This window comes from Citrobacter arsenatis, assembly GCF_004353845.1.
Classification (GTDB): domain Bacteria; phylum Pseudomonadota; class Gammaproteobacteria; order Enterobacterales; family Enterobacteriaceae; genus Citrobacter; species Citrobacter arsenatis.
Genome location: NZ_CP037864.1, coordinates 2624040 through 2637853 on the forward strand (window position 1 = coordinate 2624040; position 13814 = coordinate 2637853).

Genomic DNA, 13814 nt, shown 5'->3' on the forward strand with positions numbered 1-13814 from the left:
AATTTCCCATATCGTCGTTTATTTACCGTTTCCGGCGAGAGTGTCGCCTTCACGCGTTAGCCACCAGGCCCCTAAAATTGGCAGTGTTGTCACCAGCATTACCAGTAATGCCACAACGTTGGTGACAGGCACATCTCGTGGTCGGCCCAACTGATTGAGCAGCCACAAAGGAAGTGTTCTTTCATGTCCGGCGGTGAACGTTGTCACGATGATTTCATCAAACGACAAGGCAAACGCCAGCATCCCTCCCGCCAGCAGTGCCGATGCCAGGTTTGGCAGCACGACATAACGAAAGGTTTGCCAGCCATTGGCGCCAAGATCCATAGACGCTTCGACCAGACTCCATGAGGTACGGCGAAAACGCGCCACGACGTTGTTAAATACCACCACCACGCAAAACGTCGCATGGCCCACGACGATCGTGAGAAATCCGGGTTCCAGGTTGATGGTTTTAAACGCCGTCAATAGCGCCAGACCGGTAATAATCCCCGGCAGCGCGATCGGCAACAGCAGCAACAGCGATATTGCGCTTTTACCAAAAAAGTCCCTGCGCCACAGTGCGGCGGCGGCCAGCGTCCCCAGAACGAGAGCAATGGCCGTCGACAACGCAGCAATTTTAAGTGACAACGTCACAGATTCCAGAATATCGCTACGCTGTGCCGCAACGCTAAACCACTTCAGCGTTAATCCCTGCGGTGGAAAACTAAATGCAGCCTCCTCAGTATTAAAAGCATAGGTGGCGATGATGAGGATGGGAAAGTGCAGGAAAATAACCCCGCCCCATGCCGCCAGTTTGAGTAACCAGGGTGCGCGTTCAGAGTGCATCAAAAGCTCCCAGACGCTTCACGAACGCCAGATACAGTGCGATTAACACAATCGGCACCAGAGTAAATGCCGCCGCCATTGGCATATTGCCGATCGCCCCTTGTTGCGAATACACCATGTTGCCGATGAAATAGCCCGGCGGTCCCACCAGTTGTGGCACGATAAAATCGCCTAACGTCAGAGAGAAGGTAAAAATCGAACCCGCCGCAATACCGGGGATCGCCAACGGGAGGACCACATAGCGGAAGGTTTGACGCGGACGCGCGCCCAAATCAGCGGAGGCCTGTAACAGCGACGGCGGAAGTCTCTCCAGCGCGGCCTGTACTGGCAGGATCATAAACGGCAGCCAGATGTAGACGAACACCAGAAAGCGCCCTAACCCTGAGGTCGACAACGTATTGCCGCCAACTGCAGGCAACGTCAGGAACGAAAGCAGCAGCGGCTCCAACCCCAGATGGGTTAAAAACCACTGCGCCACGCCGTCTTTAGCCAACAGTAACGTCCACGCGTAGGCTTTAACAATGTAGCTGGCCCACATCGGCAACATCACCGCAATGTAAAAAAAGGCTTTCATTTTGCCGCTGGTATAGCGCGCCATATACCACGCCATCGGAAACGCCAGAATCGCGCTGGCAATCGTGACCGCCACCGCCATCGTCAGGGTGCGCAAAATGATGTCGTAGTTAGCGGGATTAAACAGCGCCTGCAAATTCGCCAGCGTCAGGTCCGGCGTAACCGACATGGTGAAATCGTCGAAGGTATAAAAACCTTGCCACAACAGCGTCAGTAGTGAGCCGAAGTAGACGATACCAAACCACATCAACGGTCCGAGGAGCAGCAAAAACAGCCCCAGTCCAGGATTACGCCAGAAGAAACCGGAGATCCGGTTCAGACTTGTCGGCTGTGGAGGCGAATGTAAGACATTCATAGCCATTCACCTCTCCTCAACCAGCGGTACCATCACGTCACGTGACCACGATGCCATCACCTGCTGACCTGGCGACAATGTTGAGGGCAGCATTTCGCCTGTCAGGTTCGCCTGGCTAACCAGCAACTTTTCGCCACCGGCCAGTTTCAGTTCAAACCGTGTCGCCGCGCCCTGGTACTGCACCGCCTGGATAACCCCCGGAGCCTGGACTTCTCCCTCGGCATCATTCAAGCGAATGTGCTCCGGACGCAGGGAAAACATTCCCTGTAGCCCGCAAACGTTCGCTGACATCGTGGCATCAAAGACATTGGACGTCCCGACGAAACTTGCCACAAACGGTGTCCGCGGACGCATGTACAGTTCACGTGGGGAATCCACCTGTTCGATGCGACCGTTGTTAAACACCGCCACACGATCGGACATCGACAGGGCCTCGCCCTGATCGTGGGTAACAAAAATGAAGGTGATACCAAGAGATTGCTGTAATTTTTTCAGCTCAAGCTGCATCTGTTCACGCAGCTTAAGATCCAATGCTCCGAGCGGTTCATCCAGTAACAAGACACGTGGTTCATTGACCAGCGCCCGGGCAATCGCCACGCGCTGCCGCTGACCACCGGAAAGTTGCGACGGTTTGCGTTCATGCACAAACCCGAGCGCAACTTTATCCAGTGCTTCACGCGCTTTTGCGTGGCGCTGTTTTTTATCAATGCCTTTGACCATCAATCCGTAGGCGACGTTGTCGAGAATCGACATATGCGGGAATAGCGCGTAATCCTGAAATACCGTATTGACGTCTCGTTCCCAGGGCGGCAATTCGCTGGCCTGCTTACCAAAAATAGTGATTGCGCCGCCTGACAGCTGTTCAAACCCTGCAATCAGGCGCAGACAGGTGGTTTTGCCGGAGCCGGATGGCCCCAGCATAGAGAAAAACTCACCGTCGTTAATCGCAATACTCACTCCATCAACTGCACGAACATCCCCGTACAGACGCGAGACGTTATGAAACTCCACTGCGTACGTCATAAAACCCCCAGCGGAATTAGCGACCGCCCATAATGGCGATGTAATCCTGCGTCCAGCGACTGTAAGGAACGAATTTGCCACCTTCTGCGATCGGCGTTTTCCAGAAGGCAATTTTGTCAAAGTAGCTATAGCCGTTGGTTTCACAGCCCTTTTCACCCAGCAGCGGGCTGGCTTTACAGCCTTCAGGCACCACTGGCAGAGAACCAAACCAGGCCGCAACGTCACCCTGTACTTTCGGGGTTAACGACCAGTTCATCCATTTATAAGCACAAACCGGGTGTTTCGCTTCGCTGTGCAGCATGGTGGTATCAGCCCATCCGGTGACCCCTTCTTTTGGGAAAACCGTGGCGATAGGCTGACCTTCCCCTTTCAGGGCGTTAGCCTGGTAAGGCCAGGCGCTTGATGCCACCACACCTTCGTTTTTGAAGTCGCTCATTTGCACGGTGGTATCGTGCCAATAGCGATGGATTAACGCGTGCTGATCGCTCAGGACTTTGATAACCGCCTGATACTGTTTTTCGGTGAGTTGATAGGGATCGGTAATACCCAGTTGTGGCTGAGTCGCCTTAACGAATAACGCGGCATCGGCGATATAGATCGGGCCATCGTAGGCCTGAACGCGTCCTTTGTTGCTTTTTCCGTCTTCAAGTTTTTGCTCAACAAACACCACGCTCCAGCTATCCGGCGGGGTTGGGAAAATTTTAGTGTTATACATCAGCAGGTTTGGTCCCCACTGGTACGGCGTGCCGTATACTTTTCCACCAACGTTAAACCATTCGCCTTTTACCACACGTGGATCGATGGTTTTCCAGTTAGGGATCAGCGCGGTATTAATCGGCTGAACGCGTTTTCCCATAATCAGACGCAATGAGGCGTCACCGGAAGCGGTAACCAGGTCGTAGCCGCCTTTTGCCATCAGGCTGACCATCTCATCAGATGTGGCCGCCGTTTTGACATTGACCGCACAGCCGGTTTCTTTTTCAAACTGCGAGACCCAATCATATTGTTTATCGGTTTGACCACGTTCGATATAACCCGGCCAGGCAATAATATCCAGACGGCCTTCCGGTTTATCTAATGATGTTGGGGGTTCGGCTGCCTGTGCAGTCATCAGCGTCATACTGAGTGCGCACAGGCTAGTGAGGGCAAACTGCTTGCTCATAACGTCTTACTCCTGTCTAAAAAATATTGAGCGGCAGCCTTGCCGTAAATATATGTCCTTTCCTAAAAATAGTCGGGGTGTTGCAAGCGTTCCTGCTGGCGCAAGGAAATTTAATCAGGTTGTGAGCTAACGCTCATTACGCTACAGACTCTGACCGGGGCTTTTAATCTTCTGGAGTATAGACAAGGAGTTAGACGCAATGGTGGCAAGAGTAATAACTATTGATTTTTTGTATGGTAGCACCCGATATAAATAACATCAGGGCGCGGCATTCTCTATTTCTAAAATAAGAACGCGCTATTCTTTTATATTGAATAGCGCGTTATGCTTTATTTCATCATCTCGCGAATTAATTTTCCAAGCTGTTTTACAGCCTGTTCCTCACGCTCTCCCCAGTGCCATGCGGTATTAAAACGAAAGAACCGTGTCCAACTCCCTGAGGTTGAGAACATTTTTCCCGGCGCAATGCTGATATGGTGCGCCAGCGCCTGAATACTAAGCACGCCTGCATCAAGCGGTTCTGGCAATTCCAGCCACAGAAAATAGCCGCTGTCGTTGTGGTGAATTTTGACTTCCGCCGGAAGATGGCGCAGCAGCGTTTGCCAGGCCTGCTGTTTGCGTTCCGCCAACTGTCGGCGCAGACGACGCAGATGCGCGTCATAGCGACGGGTTGACAGATAATCAACAAGTGCAAGTTGCATTGGAGAACTGGTAGATAAGGTGCTCATTAGCTGGAGCCGCTGAATGCGCCGGGCATGCTTCCCTGCCGCCACCCAGCCAACACGAAACCCTGGCACCAGGCATTTCGAAAACGACGAACAATGCAAAACGCTGTCGGCGCGATCCCAGGCTTTGGCGGGCAGCGGTTTTTCACGACCAAAGTACAGCTCGCTGTAAACATCATCTTCTATCAGCATCACGTGGTATTTTTCCAGCAATGCGACCAGGTGCGCCTTTTTCTCTGGGCTGAGCGTAAAACCCAGCGGATTTTGGCTGTTGGTCATCAACCAGCAGGCTTTTACCGGATACTCCTGTAGCGCCTGTTCCAACGCGGTAAGGTCGATCCCCTCTTTTACGTCGGTGGCAATCGAAAGCGCTTTCAGGCGTAGCCGTTCAAGGGCCTGCAATGCCCCGTAAAAACAGGGGTTTTCGACAATCACCCAATCCCCTGGCTCGGTAACCGCCTGCAGGCTCAGATTAAGGGCCTCAAGCGCACCGGTAGTGATGACGATTTCATCAGGTGAAATGGTCATCCCCTGTTGAGCATAGCGACGGGCAATGGCATGGCGCAGCTCAGCGTTTCCCGGTGGCAGGTTTTCGATCACACTCATGGCGGTGGCGGTTTTACTCACCTGCGCCAGCGAGCGGTTCAACTGCTGGAGGGGAAACAGACGTGGGTCGGGGAATGCAGAGGCAAATGGCATCACTGACGCATCCCGGCTGGCTTGCAACATATCAAAAATATAGGTGTTGATATCCACCGCTTCATCGCGCATGACCTGCGCCTGTGGCGCTGCCGGTTCACGTTGCGGGCGCGCCGCAACGTAGTAACCCGATTGCGGTCGGGCAATAATCCGCCCCTGACTCTCCAGCAGCTGGTAAGCGTGTCCGACGGTCATGAAGCTCATGCCGCTGCTGACTACCTGTTCACGCAAAGATGGCAGGCGATCGCCTGGCTGCCATACGCCAGACGCGATTTGATCGCGAATTTGCTCAGCCAGTCGCTGGTATTTTTTCATTTTTCGTCCTGATTACCGGTGTCGGTGACAACCACTGTGTATATCAGTCTACATAAATAACGGTTTTTTCAGAACTGTTATAGTTAACAGTTTTACAACATCGTTAATGACAGTTCTTGCCTAAGGCGCGAGTTTCTAGAAGAGGTTGCTATTCAATCACAAGAATCCAGCGTCCAGATTTCATATCAGCCAGGCCAATCTATAACAGCGCGACAACTGTTATGGTTAAAAAGAACTGTTCTGTTTCTGCCTTCCATTGCTTTGCAGTCTTAGAATTGCGCTAAATCAATTTTGCCTGCGGAGTTAAGCATGTTCGGTCTTGACGCGTTTCACCTGGCAAGGATCCAGTTCGCGTTTACGGTATCCTTCCACATCATCTTTCCGGCCATTACCATTGGCCTCGCCAGTTATCTGGCGGTGCTCGAAGGGTTATGGCTAAAAACGAAAAATCCCGTCTGGCGCTCGCTATACCATTTCTGGTCGAAAATTTTCGCCGTAAACTTTGGGATGGGCGTGGTTTCCGGGCTGGTGATGGCCTATCAGTTCGGCACCAACTGGAGTGGTTTTTCCGAGTTCGCCGGAAGCATCACCGGGCCGCTTCTCACCTATGAAGTGTTAACTGCCTTCTTCCTCGAAGCAGGTTTCCTCGGGGTAATGCTGTTTGGCTGGAACCGGGTTGGCCCAGGGCTTCACTTCTTTGCGACCTGTATGGTTGCGCTGGGTACTATTATTTCTACCTTCTGGATCCTTGCCTCCAACAGCTGGATGCAGACACCGCAAGGCTATGAAATCGTTAACGGGCAAGTCGTTCCCGTCGACTGGTTCGCCGTTATTTTCAATCCTTCATTCCCTTATCGTTTGCTGCATATGTCCGTTGCCGCCTTCCTGAGCAGCGCGCTGTTTGTCGCAGCGTCGGGCGCATGGCATTTACTGCGCGGGAATAACACCCCGGCTATTCGCGCCATGTTCTCAATGGCGCTATGGATGACACTCATCGTCGCCCCGTTGCAGGCCTTGATCGGCGACATGCACGGTTTGAATACCCTGAAGCATCAGCCGGCAAAAATTGCCGCCATTGAAGGCCACTGGGAAAACCGCCCCGGTGAACCGACTCCGCTGCTGCTGTTCGGCTGGCCGGATATCGAGCAGGAGCGCACCCGCTATGGGCTGGAAATCCCGGCGTTGGGCAGTCTGATTCTGACCCATAGTCTGGATAAGCAGGTCCCGGCCCTGAAAGAGTTTCCTAAAGAAGACCGGCCCAACTCCACCATGGTGTTCTGGTCGTTTCGCATAATGGCCGGGCTGGGCATGCTGATGATCCTGCTGGGCGCATTTGCTCTGTGGCTGCGCTATAAGCAGCGTTTATATACCTCGCGTCCTTTCCTGCGCTTTGCCTTGTGGATGGGCCCTTCCGGACTGATTGCCATCCTTGCTGGCTGGGTAACCACTGAAGTTGGCCGCCAACCGTGGGTGGTTTACGGGTTACAACGTACGGCGGATGCGGTTTCCGCACACGGTGATTTACATATGAGCATCAGCCTGCTGTCCTTCTTTGTGGTGTACAGCTCGGTGTTTGGCGTGGGTTACAGCTACATGATCCGCCTGATCCGCAAAGGGCCGCAGGAAGATGACCCGACCGTTCCGCCAACCGGCACGCCTGCCCGGCCGCTTTCTGCTGCCGTCCTTGATTCTCAACCGGAGGCACACCGCTAATGGGTATCGATTTATCAGTTATCTGGTTTGTAATCATCGTGTTCGCCACTCTGATGTATATCGTGATGGACGGTTTTGATCTTGGGATCGGTATTTTATTCCCGGCGATTCAGGATTCTGATGACCGCGATGTGATGGTCAACAGCGTCGCTCCGGTATGGGACGGCAATGAAACCTGGCTGGTGCTGGGCGGAGCCGGATTATTCGGCGCTTTCCCCCTGGCCTATGCGGTGATTGTTGATGCGCTAACGATCCCGCTGACGCTGATGCTGATCGGCCTGATTTTTCGCGGCGTCGCGTTTGAGTTTCGTTTTAAAGCCACGCCGGCGCATCGACCATTCTGGGATAAAGCTTTTCTCGGCGGCTCAATCCTCGCAACATTCACGCAAGGTGTCGTAGTGGGTGCCGTACTCAACGGATTTTCCGTTACCGGGCGCAGCTACAGCGGCGGTCCATTCGACTGGCTGACCCCGTTTACGCTGTTCTGCGGCGTTGGCCTGGTTGTAGCCTATGCCCTGCTGGGAGCGACATGGCTGGTGATGAAAAGTGAAAATCCGTTGCAGGAAAAAATGCGCCGCGTAGCAAAAAAACTGCTGCTGGCGATGCTGGTTGTCATTGCCATTATCAGCCTGTGGACGCCGCTGGCGCACAGTGCGATCGCCGAGCGCTGGTTTAGCCTGCCCAACCTGTGGTTCCTGATGCCGGTTCCGCTGCTGGTTGCGCTTATCAGCATCTGGCTGTGGCGTGCGCTGGGGCAGCAAAATAGCCATACGCTGCCTTTTGTATTGACGTTGGGGCTGATCTTCCTTGGGTTCAGCGGGCTGGGGATCAGTATCTGGCCACATATCATTCCACCGTCCATTACGCTCTGGCAGGCGGCGGCTCCGGCGCAAAGCCAGGGGTTTATGTTGGTTGGCGCACTGCTGATTATCCCGATAATCCTGGTGTACACCTTCTGGAGCTACTACGTTTTCCGCGGCAAAGTTCAACATGGTGAGGGGTATCATTGATGCAACAAACAATCTGGAAACGCCTGATGTGGCTGGTGATCCTCTGGGGCGGCAGCGTGATGGCCCTCGCCGCCGTTGGTATGTTTTTTCGTCTCCTGATGACGGCCGCCGGATTTAAGTCCTGAATTTCTCTCTGATAACAACCGGGCAGCGCGCTATTGCCCGGTTGTGACAAACCCTAACGTTAGCTAAACAAAAATGTAAAAAACATCGAAATGACAAAACAGAGATTGTCATTTACCCGATTAGAATATTGAATAGTCACCAGGCGAAATTATCGCCAATTCCGCAGCTAACGTACCAGAGGGTGCATGATGTTTAAGAAAGGGTTAACGGTGTTATTGCTGGCCAGCGCGCTTTTTTCCGGTCAGCTTTTCGCTACTAATCAGGGACATGAATATCTTCAGGTGCAGGATGCCGATCACTTACTACGACACACGGCCGACAGCGATGAACTGCGCGTGACGGCGGAAGAATCCGCCGCCGATCTTCGCGAACACCATTACTGGCAAAAATCACGCAAACCCGATTCCTATCAGAGCTAGACCTTAGCCTTTACGCTTCGGCAGCGTTTTCAGCAGTTCTTCGGGGCTGACGGAAGCCACCACGCTGCCCGGCAACGGCATCTTCAGAATGTGATGTTTCATCTTGCCGATCACGTGCATTTCGCACGGTCGGCAATCAAATTTCAGCGTCAGGACCTCATCGCCGTTAACCAGTTGCATCGGCGTGGCTTTCCAGCTTTTGATATTCCCTTTTGCCTGTTTCGGGCACAGGTTAAACGCAAAACGCAGGCAATGCTTGGTGATCATCACCGGTACATCGCCCTTTTCTTCATGCGCCTCATAGGCGGCATCAATCAACTGAACACCATAACGGTGATAAAACTCACGCGCTTTATGATTGTAGACGTTAGCCAGGAAGCTAAGATGCGTTTGCGGATAAACCGGCGCCGGCTGTGCGACCGGTTTACGGCGTCCGCGCTGGTAGCTTTGCAAACGCGCTGCATCCAGCATCTCGACCGCTTCACGTCGCAGCTGATTCAGTTGACCGTTTGGCACAAACAGCGCCCCCGGCAGATTCACCTGAATGCTGCGGGCGTAATAAAGCGTTTGTCCAAGCTTTGCCAGACCATCCTGCAGGTTGCTCAACGCTTTTTCCGCATTGTTCGCTTCCTCAAACTGGCCGTCCAGCGTATGGGTAATACTCACCCCCTCCTCACTGGTGAGCGTCAGGATCAACTGCTCCTGCCAGCCCCCCAACTCAATATCGACCGCGACGCGTCGCTCGCTGGAGGTTTTGGTCAACGCCTGCTGCCAGTTATGATCGAGGTTGCGGTTTAGCGGATGATTAGCACGTACTTTGTGCAAATCGGCGGGCATTTCATTCGGCCAGACCCGATAACGGTTGTGCCCCGTTTTTTCAACCGTGTTAGCGCGAAATCCGACTACCTCACGCTTGATTAACACGTTCAGGCCATCCCCGTTTGCCAGCGGCTCGGTTACCTCAACATCGAGATGATCTTTTGCCACCTTCAGGACTTCGCCAACCGGCAAACCGATGAATTTTGGTGAGTCGAATGCGCCGATATCTCCCTTACGGGCATTCACAAAATAATCGGTACTGCCACGATGGAAGGTTTTTTCCGTGGATGGAGTAAAGAAATGTTCGGTACGCCCGGCAGAAGAACGGACCAGATCGCCGCGTTCTTCAATGATAGCGTCCAGCATCTGCCGATAATGCGCAGTAATATTTTTTACATAGCTCATGTCTTTATAGCGCCCTTCAATTTTGAAGGAACGCACACCGGCATCAATCAACGCGCCAAGGTTGGCGGTCTGATCGTTATCTTTCATCGACAGCAGGTGTTTTTCATAGGACACCACGCGCCCCTGATCGTCTTTCAGGGTATACGGCAGGCGGCAAGCCTGGGAGCAGTCGCCGCGGTTTGCGCTGCGCCCGGTTTGCGCATGAGAAATATAGCACTGGCCTGAATAAGCTACGCACAGCGCACCATGAATGAAAAATTCAATGGTCGCATCGGTAGCCTGGTGGATGGCATTGATCTGCTCAAGGCTCAGTTCGCGCGCCAGGACAATCTGGGTGAACCCGACATCTGCAAGAAACTTTGCTTTCTCTACGCTGCGAATATCACACTGGGTGCTGGCATGCAGCTCAATAGGCGGAATATCCAGCTCCAGAATCCCCATATCCTGCACAATCAGGGCATCAACACCGGTCTGATACAGATCGGTAATTAACCGCTGCGCGGGCTCCAGCTCATCATCGTGCAAAATTGTATTCAGCGTCACAAAGATTTTCGCGCCGTAGCGATGGGCGAAAGGCACCAGTTCGGCGATATCTTTCAGGCTGTTACTGGCGTTATGACGCGCGCCAAACCCCGGTCCGCCAATATAAACGGCATCTGCGCCGTGCAAAATGGCTTCACGCGCAATGGCGGTATCCCGGGCCGGGCTTAACAATTCAAGGTGATGAGGCTGCTGGCGCATACAGTTGTTATCATCCACAAGCGATAAAAATGGCGGCTATTGTAGTCACAAGCGCGGCTTTTCGAAATAGTTTTCCCGATTAACTGCGCGGGTAATGGATCAACGAATGAAAGTGCACCGTTTGTTCACTGCTGTTACGGTAGCTATGCGCCCGGTCTCCGGCAAAACGCACGCCCTCGCCGGATTTAAAGGTGCGCCACTGCCCCTCAATACACATATCCAGCAGCCCATTTATCACTACCACGTGCTCTATCACGCCGGTTTCATGCGGAGTGGATTCGCTGAGTGCGCCGGGCGCCAGCAGTATCGAAAAATGATCGAAGCACAACTGCGGATCCCACGGAAACAGCGGCGTGACGACCATCGCCTGCTGCTGGGGATCGAATGTCGGCGCGCCGTCTGACTCCGGCGGTGAAATGAAGGTTGAAAACGGGACGTTCAGTCCGGTAGCGATTTTCCACAATGTTGCCACCGTTGGGCTGGATTCGTTGCGCTCAATTTGTCCCAGCATGGCTTTGGACACGCCGGTTTCCTCCGCCAGACGCGACAGGCTCCATTCCCGCTGGTGACGAAGCGTTCTGAGCGTTGTGGCCAGATAGTGGGTTAAGTTATCCATTTTTCTCCTTCATCACTCTCCCTTCTCAGGGCTACAGCTTAGCACTTGTACGCTATAACGCACAGTGTTACAGTAATTGACCGTTATAACGCACACGGAGTGACTATGCGTGCATTTCCCATCCCTCTGCCCACCGTTTTATCAGGTTTTGTGGCTGTCCTGGTCGGCTATGCCAGCTCGGCTGCCATTATCTGGCAAGCGGCGCTGGCAGCTGGTGCGACGACCGAACAAATCGCGGGTTGGATGACCGCGCTAGGGATAGCGATGGGTGTCAGTACGCTGGCGCTGACGTTATGGTATCGCGCCCCTGTACTCACAGCCTGGTCAACGCCCGGCGCCGCGCTGCTGGTTACGGGCCTGCACGGGGTATCGATTCAGGATGCCATCGGCGTTTTTATCGTGGCTAATGCGCTGATTGTGCTGTGCGGCGTAACCGGACTGTTTGCCCGGCTGATGAAAATCATCCCCCATTCGCTGGCATCAGCCATGCTGGCCGGGATCCTGCTGCGTTTTGGTCTGCAGGCGTTTAATAGCCTCAACAGTGAGCTTATTTTGTGCGGGAGTATGCTGGTGGCGTGGTTGGTGCTAAAAGTTATTGCCCCACGATATGCCGTTATCGCCGCAATGTTGGTGGGTATTGCTATCGCACTGATGAAAGGTGACGTTGTCACTGAAGGTGTCAATTTGTCGCCGGTTATGCCCGCGTTTATTGCCCCCCACTTTTCATTGGCACACAGTATCAGCATTGCGCTACCGCTGTTCCTGGTCACCATGGCCTCGCAAAATGCCCCCGGTATTGCCACCATGAAAGCGTCGGGTTATTCGTTACCCGTTTCACCACTCATTGTCTTTACCGGCCTGCTGGCACTGCTGTTTTCACCGTTTGGCGTCTACTCCATCTGCATTGCCGCCATCACCGCCGCAATTTGCCAAAGCCCCGAAGCGCATCCTGATGCCAAACGACGCTGGCTCGCTGCCGCCGCGGCTGGCGTCTTCTATCTTCTGGCAGGGGTGTTCGGCGGTTCGGTCACAGGACTGATGGCGGCTCTGCCCGTAAGCTGGATCCAGATGCTGGCCGGTCTGGCGTTGCTCGGGACGATTAGCGGGAGCTTGTATCAGGCATTGCATCATGAAGCAGAGCGCGACGCGGCTATCGTGACGTTTCTGGTCACCGCCAGCGGTCTGACGTTACTGGGGGTTGGCTCTGCATTCTGGGGATTAGTGGTCGGCGGAATCTGCTACGCAGTGTTGACGTTATTTCGCCGCACGTAGTTGCGTAGGCGTTTTCCCCGTCACCTGTTTAAACCGGTTACTAAAATGGCTCGCCGAACTGAATCCACAGGCCATCGCAATATCCGACAAACTGCGTGAAGAGTGACAGACCAGATGCTGCGCCAGCGCCATACGGCGTTGCATCACGTACTGATGCGGTGCCATATTCATCGACTGGCGAAACATTCTGGCAAAGTGAAATTCGCTTAGCGCCGCCTCGCTTGCCAGCAAACTCAGAGTTATCGGGTACGCCAGATGTGCGTCAATGTAGGCCAGCACGTTACGCAAGGTGGCTGGCGCAAGCCCCCCGGTGACGGTAGGCAGTCTCCATTGAACGTTGCTGTAATGCTGGATCAGATGCGTTAACAGTAGCGAAGATGCCGCGCTGAGCGTGAGGTGATTGGCCGGTTGCTGCCAGTCGTTACCAAGCAAAAACTGACGATAAACCGCCGTGATCCCAGGGTCACTGCCAAACGTATGCTCGTCCAGCGTGAAGCTATAGGGGCTTTTGTCCCAGACTTTTTCGCCCACTTCGCGCAGATGAGCGTCGGTACAATACAGGTGAACAAAGGAGAGATCGTCGCGGATATCCCAACTTGACTCGCTCTCTTTCGGCATCAGGCAAAAACGGTCAGGCCCCCCGCCATTCTTCCAGCCCCCCGCCGTTTTGTGGTAACTCTCGTAGCCATCCGCGATATATAAACTGAGCGTATGGTGATCGCAATACTGAGTGATGGTATCGCGCTTGTTTGACCAGGCCGCCAGTTGGATCCCTGAATGTAACGCAACCGATTCATGCAGCACGGCATTATGTTTGCGTAAGTTTTCAAAGGCATCGTAGGGCTGAGGCATACCATCACATTCAAAATAAGTTAGCGTGCTTTCAGTCTATAACAGCCACATATTGTTAACAGCTGCCTTTTCGCTTTTACGCTAAAAAAGCGCAAGATTTTGCAAGTCCGCCGCAAGCCGATGAAAGCCGCCTGCCGCCAGACATGACACAGTGTGAACCTGAA

The 13814-nt window shown here is 53.6% G+C and carries 13 protein-coding genes; 5 read left to right on the forward strand and 8 right to left on the reverse strand.

Features of this window, described 5'->3' with window-relative positions; all coding sequences use genetic code 11:
• Positions 1–18: 18 nt before the first annotated feature.
• From E1B03_RS13645 to E1B03_RS13665, 5 genes are all read right to left on the reverse strand, one after another.
• Entirely contained in the window at positions 19–825 is an 807-nt protein-coding gene (locus E1B03_RS13645; RefSeq protein WP_003020204.1) for an ABC transporter permease, read from the reverse strand.
• Entirely contained in the window at positions 815–1759 is a 945-nt protein-coding gene (locus E1B03_RS13650) for an ABC transporter permease (protein ID WP_103770648.1), read from the reverse strand. The genes E1B03_RS13645 and E1B03_RS13650 overlap by 11 nt, the downstream gene beginning before the upstream one ends.
• Positions 1760–2776 carry an ABC transporter ATP-binding protein gene (locus tag E1B03_RS13655; protein ID WP_103770649.1) on the reverse strand — a complete coding sequence of 339 codons (1017 nt, stop codon included), beginning with the start codon at positions 2774–2776 and terminating at the stop codon, positions 1760–1762.
• A 16-nt stretch (positions 2777–2792) separates the two neighbouring features.
• Entirely contained in the window at positions 2793–3938 is a 1146-nt protein-coding gene (gene ydcS, locus E1B03_RS13660; RefSeq protein WP_133086397.1) for a putative ABC transporter substrate-binding protein YdcS, read from the reverse strand.
• Between the two features lie 329 nt (positions 3939–4267).
• Positions 4268–5677 carry an aminotransferase-like domain-containing protein gene (locus E1B03_RS13665; RefSeq protein WP_133086398.1) on the reverse strand — a complete coding sequence of 470 codons (1410 nt, stop codon included), beginning with the start codon at positions 5675–5677 and terminating at the stop codon, positions 4268–4270.
• 309 nt (positions 5678–5986) lie between these two features.
• Between E1B03_RS13665 and E1B03_RS13670 the strand changes: the two genes are divergently transcribed.
• The 4 genes from E1B03_RS13670 to E1B03_RS13685 all read left to right on the forward strand — a co-directional run bounded on the left by E1B03_RS13670 (position 5987) and on the right by E1B03_RS13685 (position 8945).
• Positions 5987–7390 (forward strand): cytochrome ubiquinol oxidase subunit I, encoded by a 1404-nt coding sequence (locus tag E1B03_RS13670; protein ID WP_133086399.1) that lies wholly within the window; start codon positions 5987–5989, stop codon positions 7388–7390.
• The gene (gene cydB, locus E1B03_RS13675) at positions 7390–8400 is read left to right on the forward strand and encodes a cytochrome d ubiquinol oxidase subunit II (protein ID WP_133086400.1); all 1011 of its coding nucleotides are present in this window, start codon (positions 7390–7392) and stop codon (positions 8398–8400) included. Before E1B03_RS13670 ends, cydB begins: the two co-directional genes overlap by 1 nt.
• Positions 8400–8525, forward strand: a complete 126-nt coding sequence (locus tag E1B03_RS13680; protein ID WP_133086401.1) for a DUF2474 domain-containing protein — start codon at positions 8400–8402, stop codon at positions 8523–8525. The genes cydB and E1B03_RS13680 overlap by 1 nt, the downstream gene beginning before the upstream one ends.
• Before the next feature lie 189 nt (positions 8526–8714).
• Positions 8715–8945, forward strand: coding sequence for a DUF2554 family protein (locus E1B03_RS13685; RefSeq protein WP_133087225.1), 231 nt, complete (start codon positions 8715–8717; stop codon positions 8943–8945).
• A gap of 3 nt (positions 8946–8948) precedes the next feature.
• Here the strand turns inward: E1B03_RS13685 and E1B03_RS13690 are convergent, their stop codons facing one another.
• Positions 8949–10910 (reverse strand): peptidase U32 family protein, encoded by a 1962-nt coding sequence (locus E1B03_RS13690; protein ID WP_133086402.1) that lies wholly within the window; start codon positions 10908–10910, stop codon positions 8949–8951.
• A gap of 79 nt (positions 10911–10989) precedes the next feature.
• Complete coding sequence (locus tag E1B03_RS13695) at positions 10990–11526, reverse strand: helix-turn-helix domain-containing protein (protein WP_103770656.1); 537 nt, start codon at positions 11524–11526, stop codon at positions 10990–10992.
• A gap of 105 nt (positions 11527–11631) precedes the next feature.
• On the opposite strand from E1B03_RS13695, the gene E1B03_RS13700 reads away from it, so the two are divergent.
• Positions 11632–12798 carry a benzoate/H(+) symporter BenE family transporter gene (locus E1B03_RS13700; protein ID WP_133086403.1) on the forward strand — a complete coding sequence of 389 codons (1167 nt, stop codon included), beginning with the start codon at positions 11632–11634 and terminating at the stop codon, positions 12796–12798.
• On the opposite strand, the gene E1B03_RS13705 is transcribed toward E1B03_RS13700, so the two are convergent.
• Entirely contained in the window at positions 12781–13650 is an 870-nt protein-coding gene (locus E1B03_RS13705) for a helix-turn-helix domain-containing protein (protein ID WP_103770658.1), read from the reverse strand. The two genes, E1B03_RS13700 and E1B03_RS13705, sit on opposite strands and share 18 nt — an antisense overlap.
• Positions 13651–13814: the final 164 nt, after the last annotated feature.

Excerpts from the sequence above, each read along its gene's own strand:
- ydcS (WP_133086397.1), bottom strand. The coding sequence starts at position 3,938 with ATGAGCAAGCAGTTTGCCCTCACTAGCCTGTGCGCACTCAGTATGACG.
- E1B03_RS13655 (WP_103770649.1), bottom strand. The coding sequence starts at position 2,776 with ATGACGTACGCAGTGGAGTTTCATAACGTCTCGCGTCTGTACGGGGAT.
- cydB (WP_133086400.1), top strand. The coding sequence starts at position 7,390 with ATGGGTATCGATTTATCAGTTATCTGGTTTGTAATCATCGTGTTCGCC.
- E1B03_RS13700 (WP_133086403.1), top strand. The coding sequence starts at position 11,632 with ATGCGTGCATTTCCCATCCCTCTGCCCACCGTTTTATCAGGTTTTGTG.
- E1B03_RS13645 (WP_003020204.1), bottom strand. The coding sequence starts at position 825 with ATGCACTCTGAACGCGCACCCTGGTTACTCAAACTGGCGGCATGGGGC.
- E1B03_RS13695 (WP_103770656.1), bottom strand. The coding sequence starts at position 11,526 with ATGGATAACTTAACCCACTATCTGGCCACAACGCTCAGAACGCTTCGT.
- E1B03_RS13665 (WP_133086398.1), bottom strand. The coding sequence starts at position 5,677 with ATGAAAAAATACCAGCGACTGGCTGAGCAAATTCGCGATCAAATCGCG.
- E1B03_RS13670 (WP_133086399.1), top strand. The coding sequence starts at position 5,987 with ATGTTCGGTCTTGACGCGTTTCACCTGGCAAGGATCCAGTTCGCGTTT.
- E1B03_RS13705 (WP_103770658.1), bottom strand. The coding sequence starts at position 13,650 with ATGCCTCAGCCCTACGATGCCTTTGAAAACTTACGCAAACATAATGCC.
- E1B03_RS13690 (WP_133086402.1), bottom strand. The coding sequence starts at position 10,910 with ATGCGCCAGCAGCCTCATCACCTTGAATTGTTAAGCCCGGCCCGGGAT.
- E1B03_RS13685 (WP_133087225.1), top strand. The coding sequence starts at position 8,715 with ATGTTTAAGAAAGGGTTAACGGTGTTATTGCTGGCCAGCGCGCTTTTT.
- E1B03_RS13680 (WP_133086401.1), top strand. The coding sequence starts at position 8,400 with ATGCAACAAACAATCTGGAAACGCCTGATGTGGCTGGTGATCCTCTGG.
- E1B03_RS13650 (WP_103770648.1), bottom strand. The coding sequence starts at position 1,759 with ATGGCTATGAATGTCTTACATTCGCCTCCACAGCCGACAAGTCTGAAC.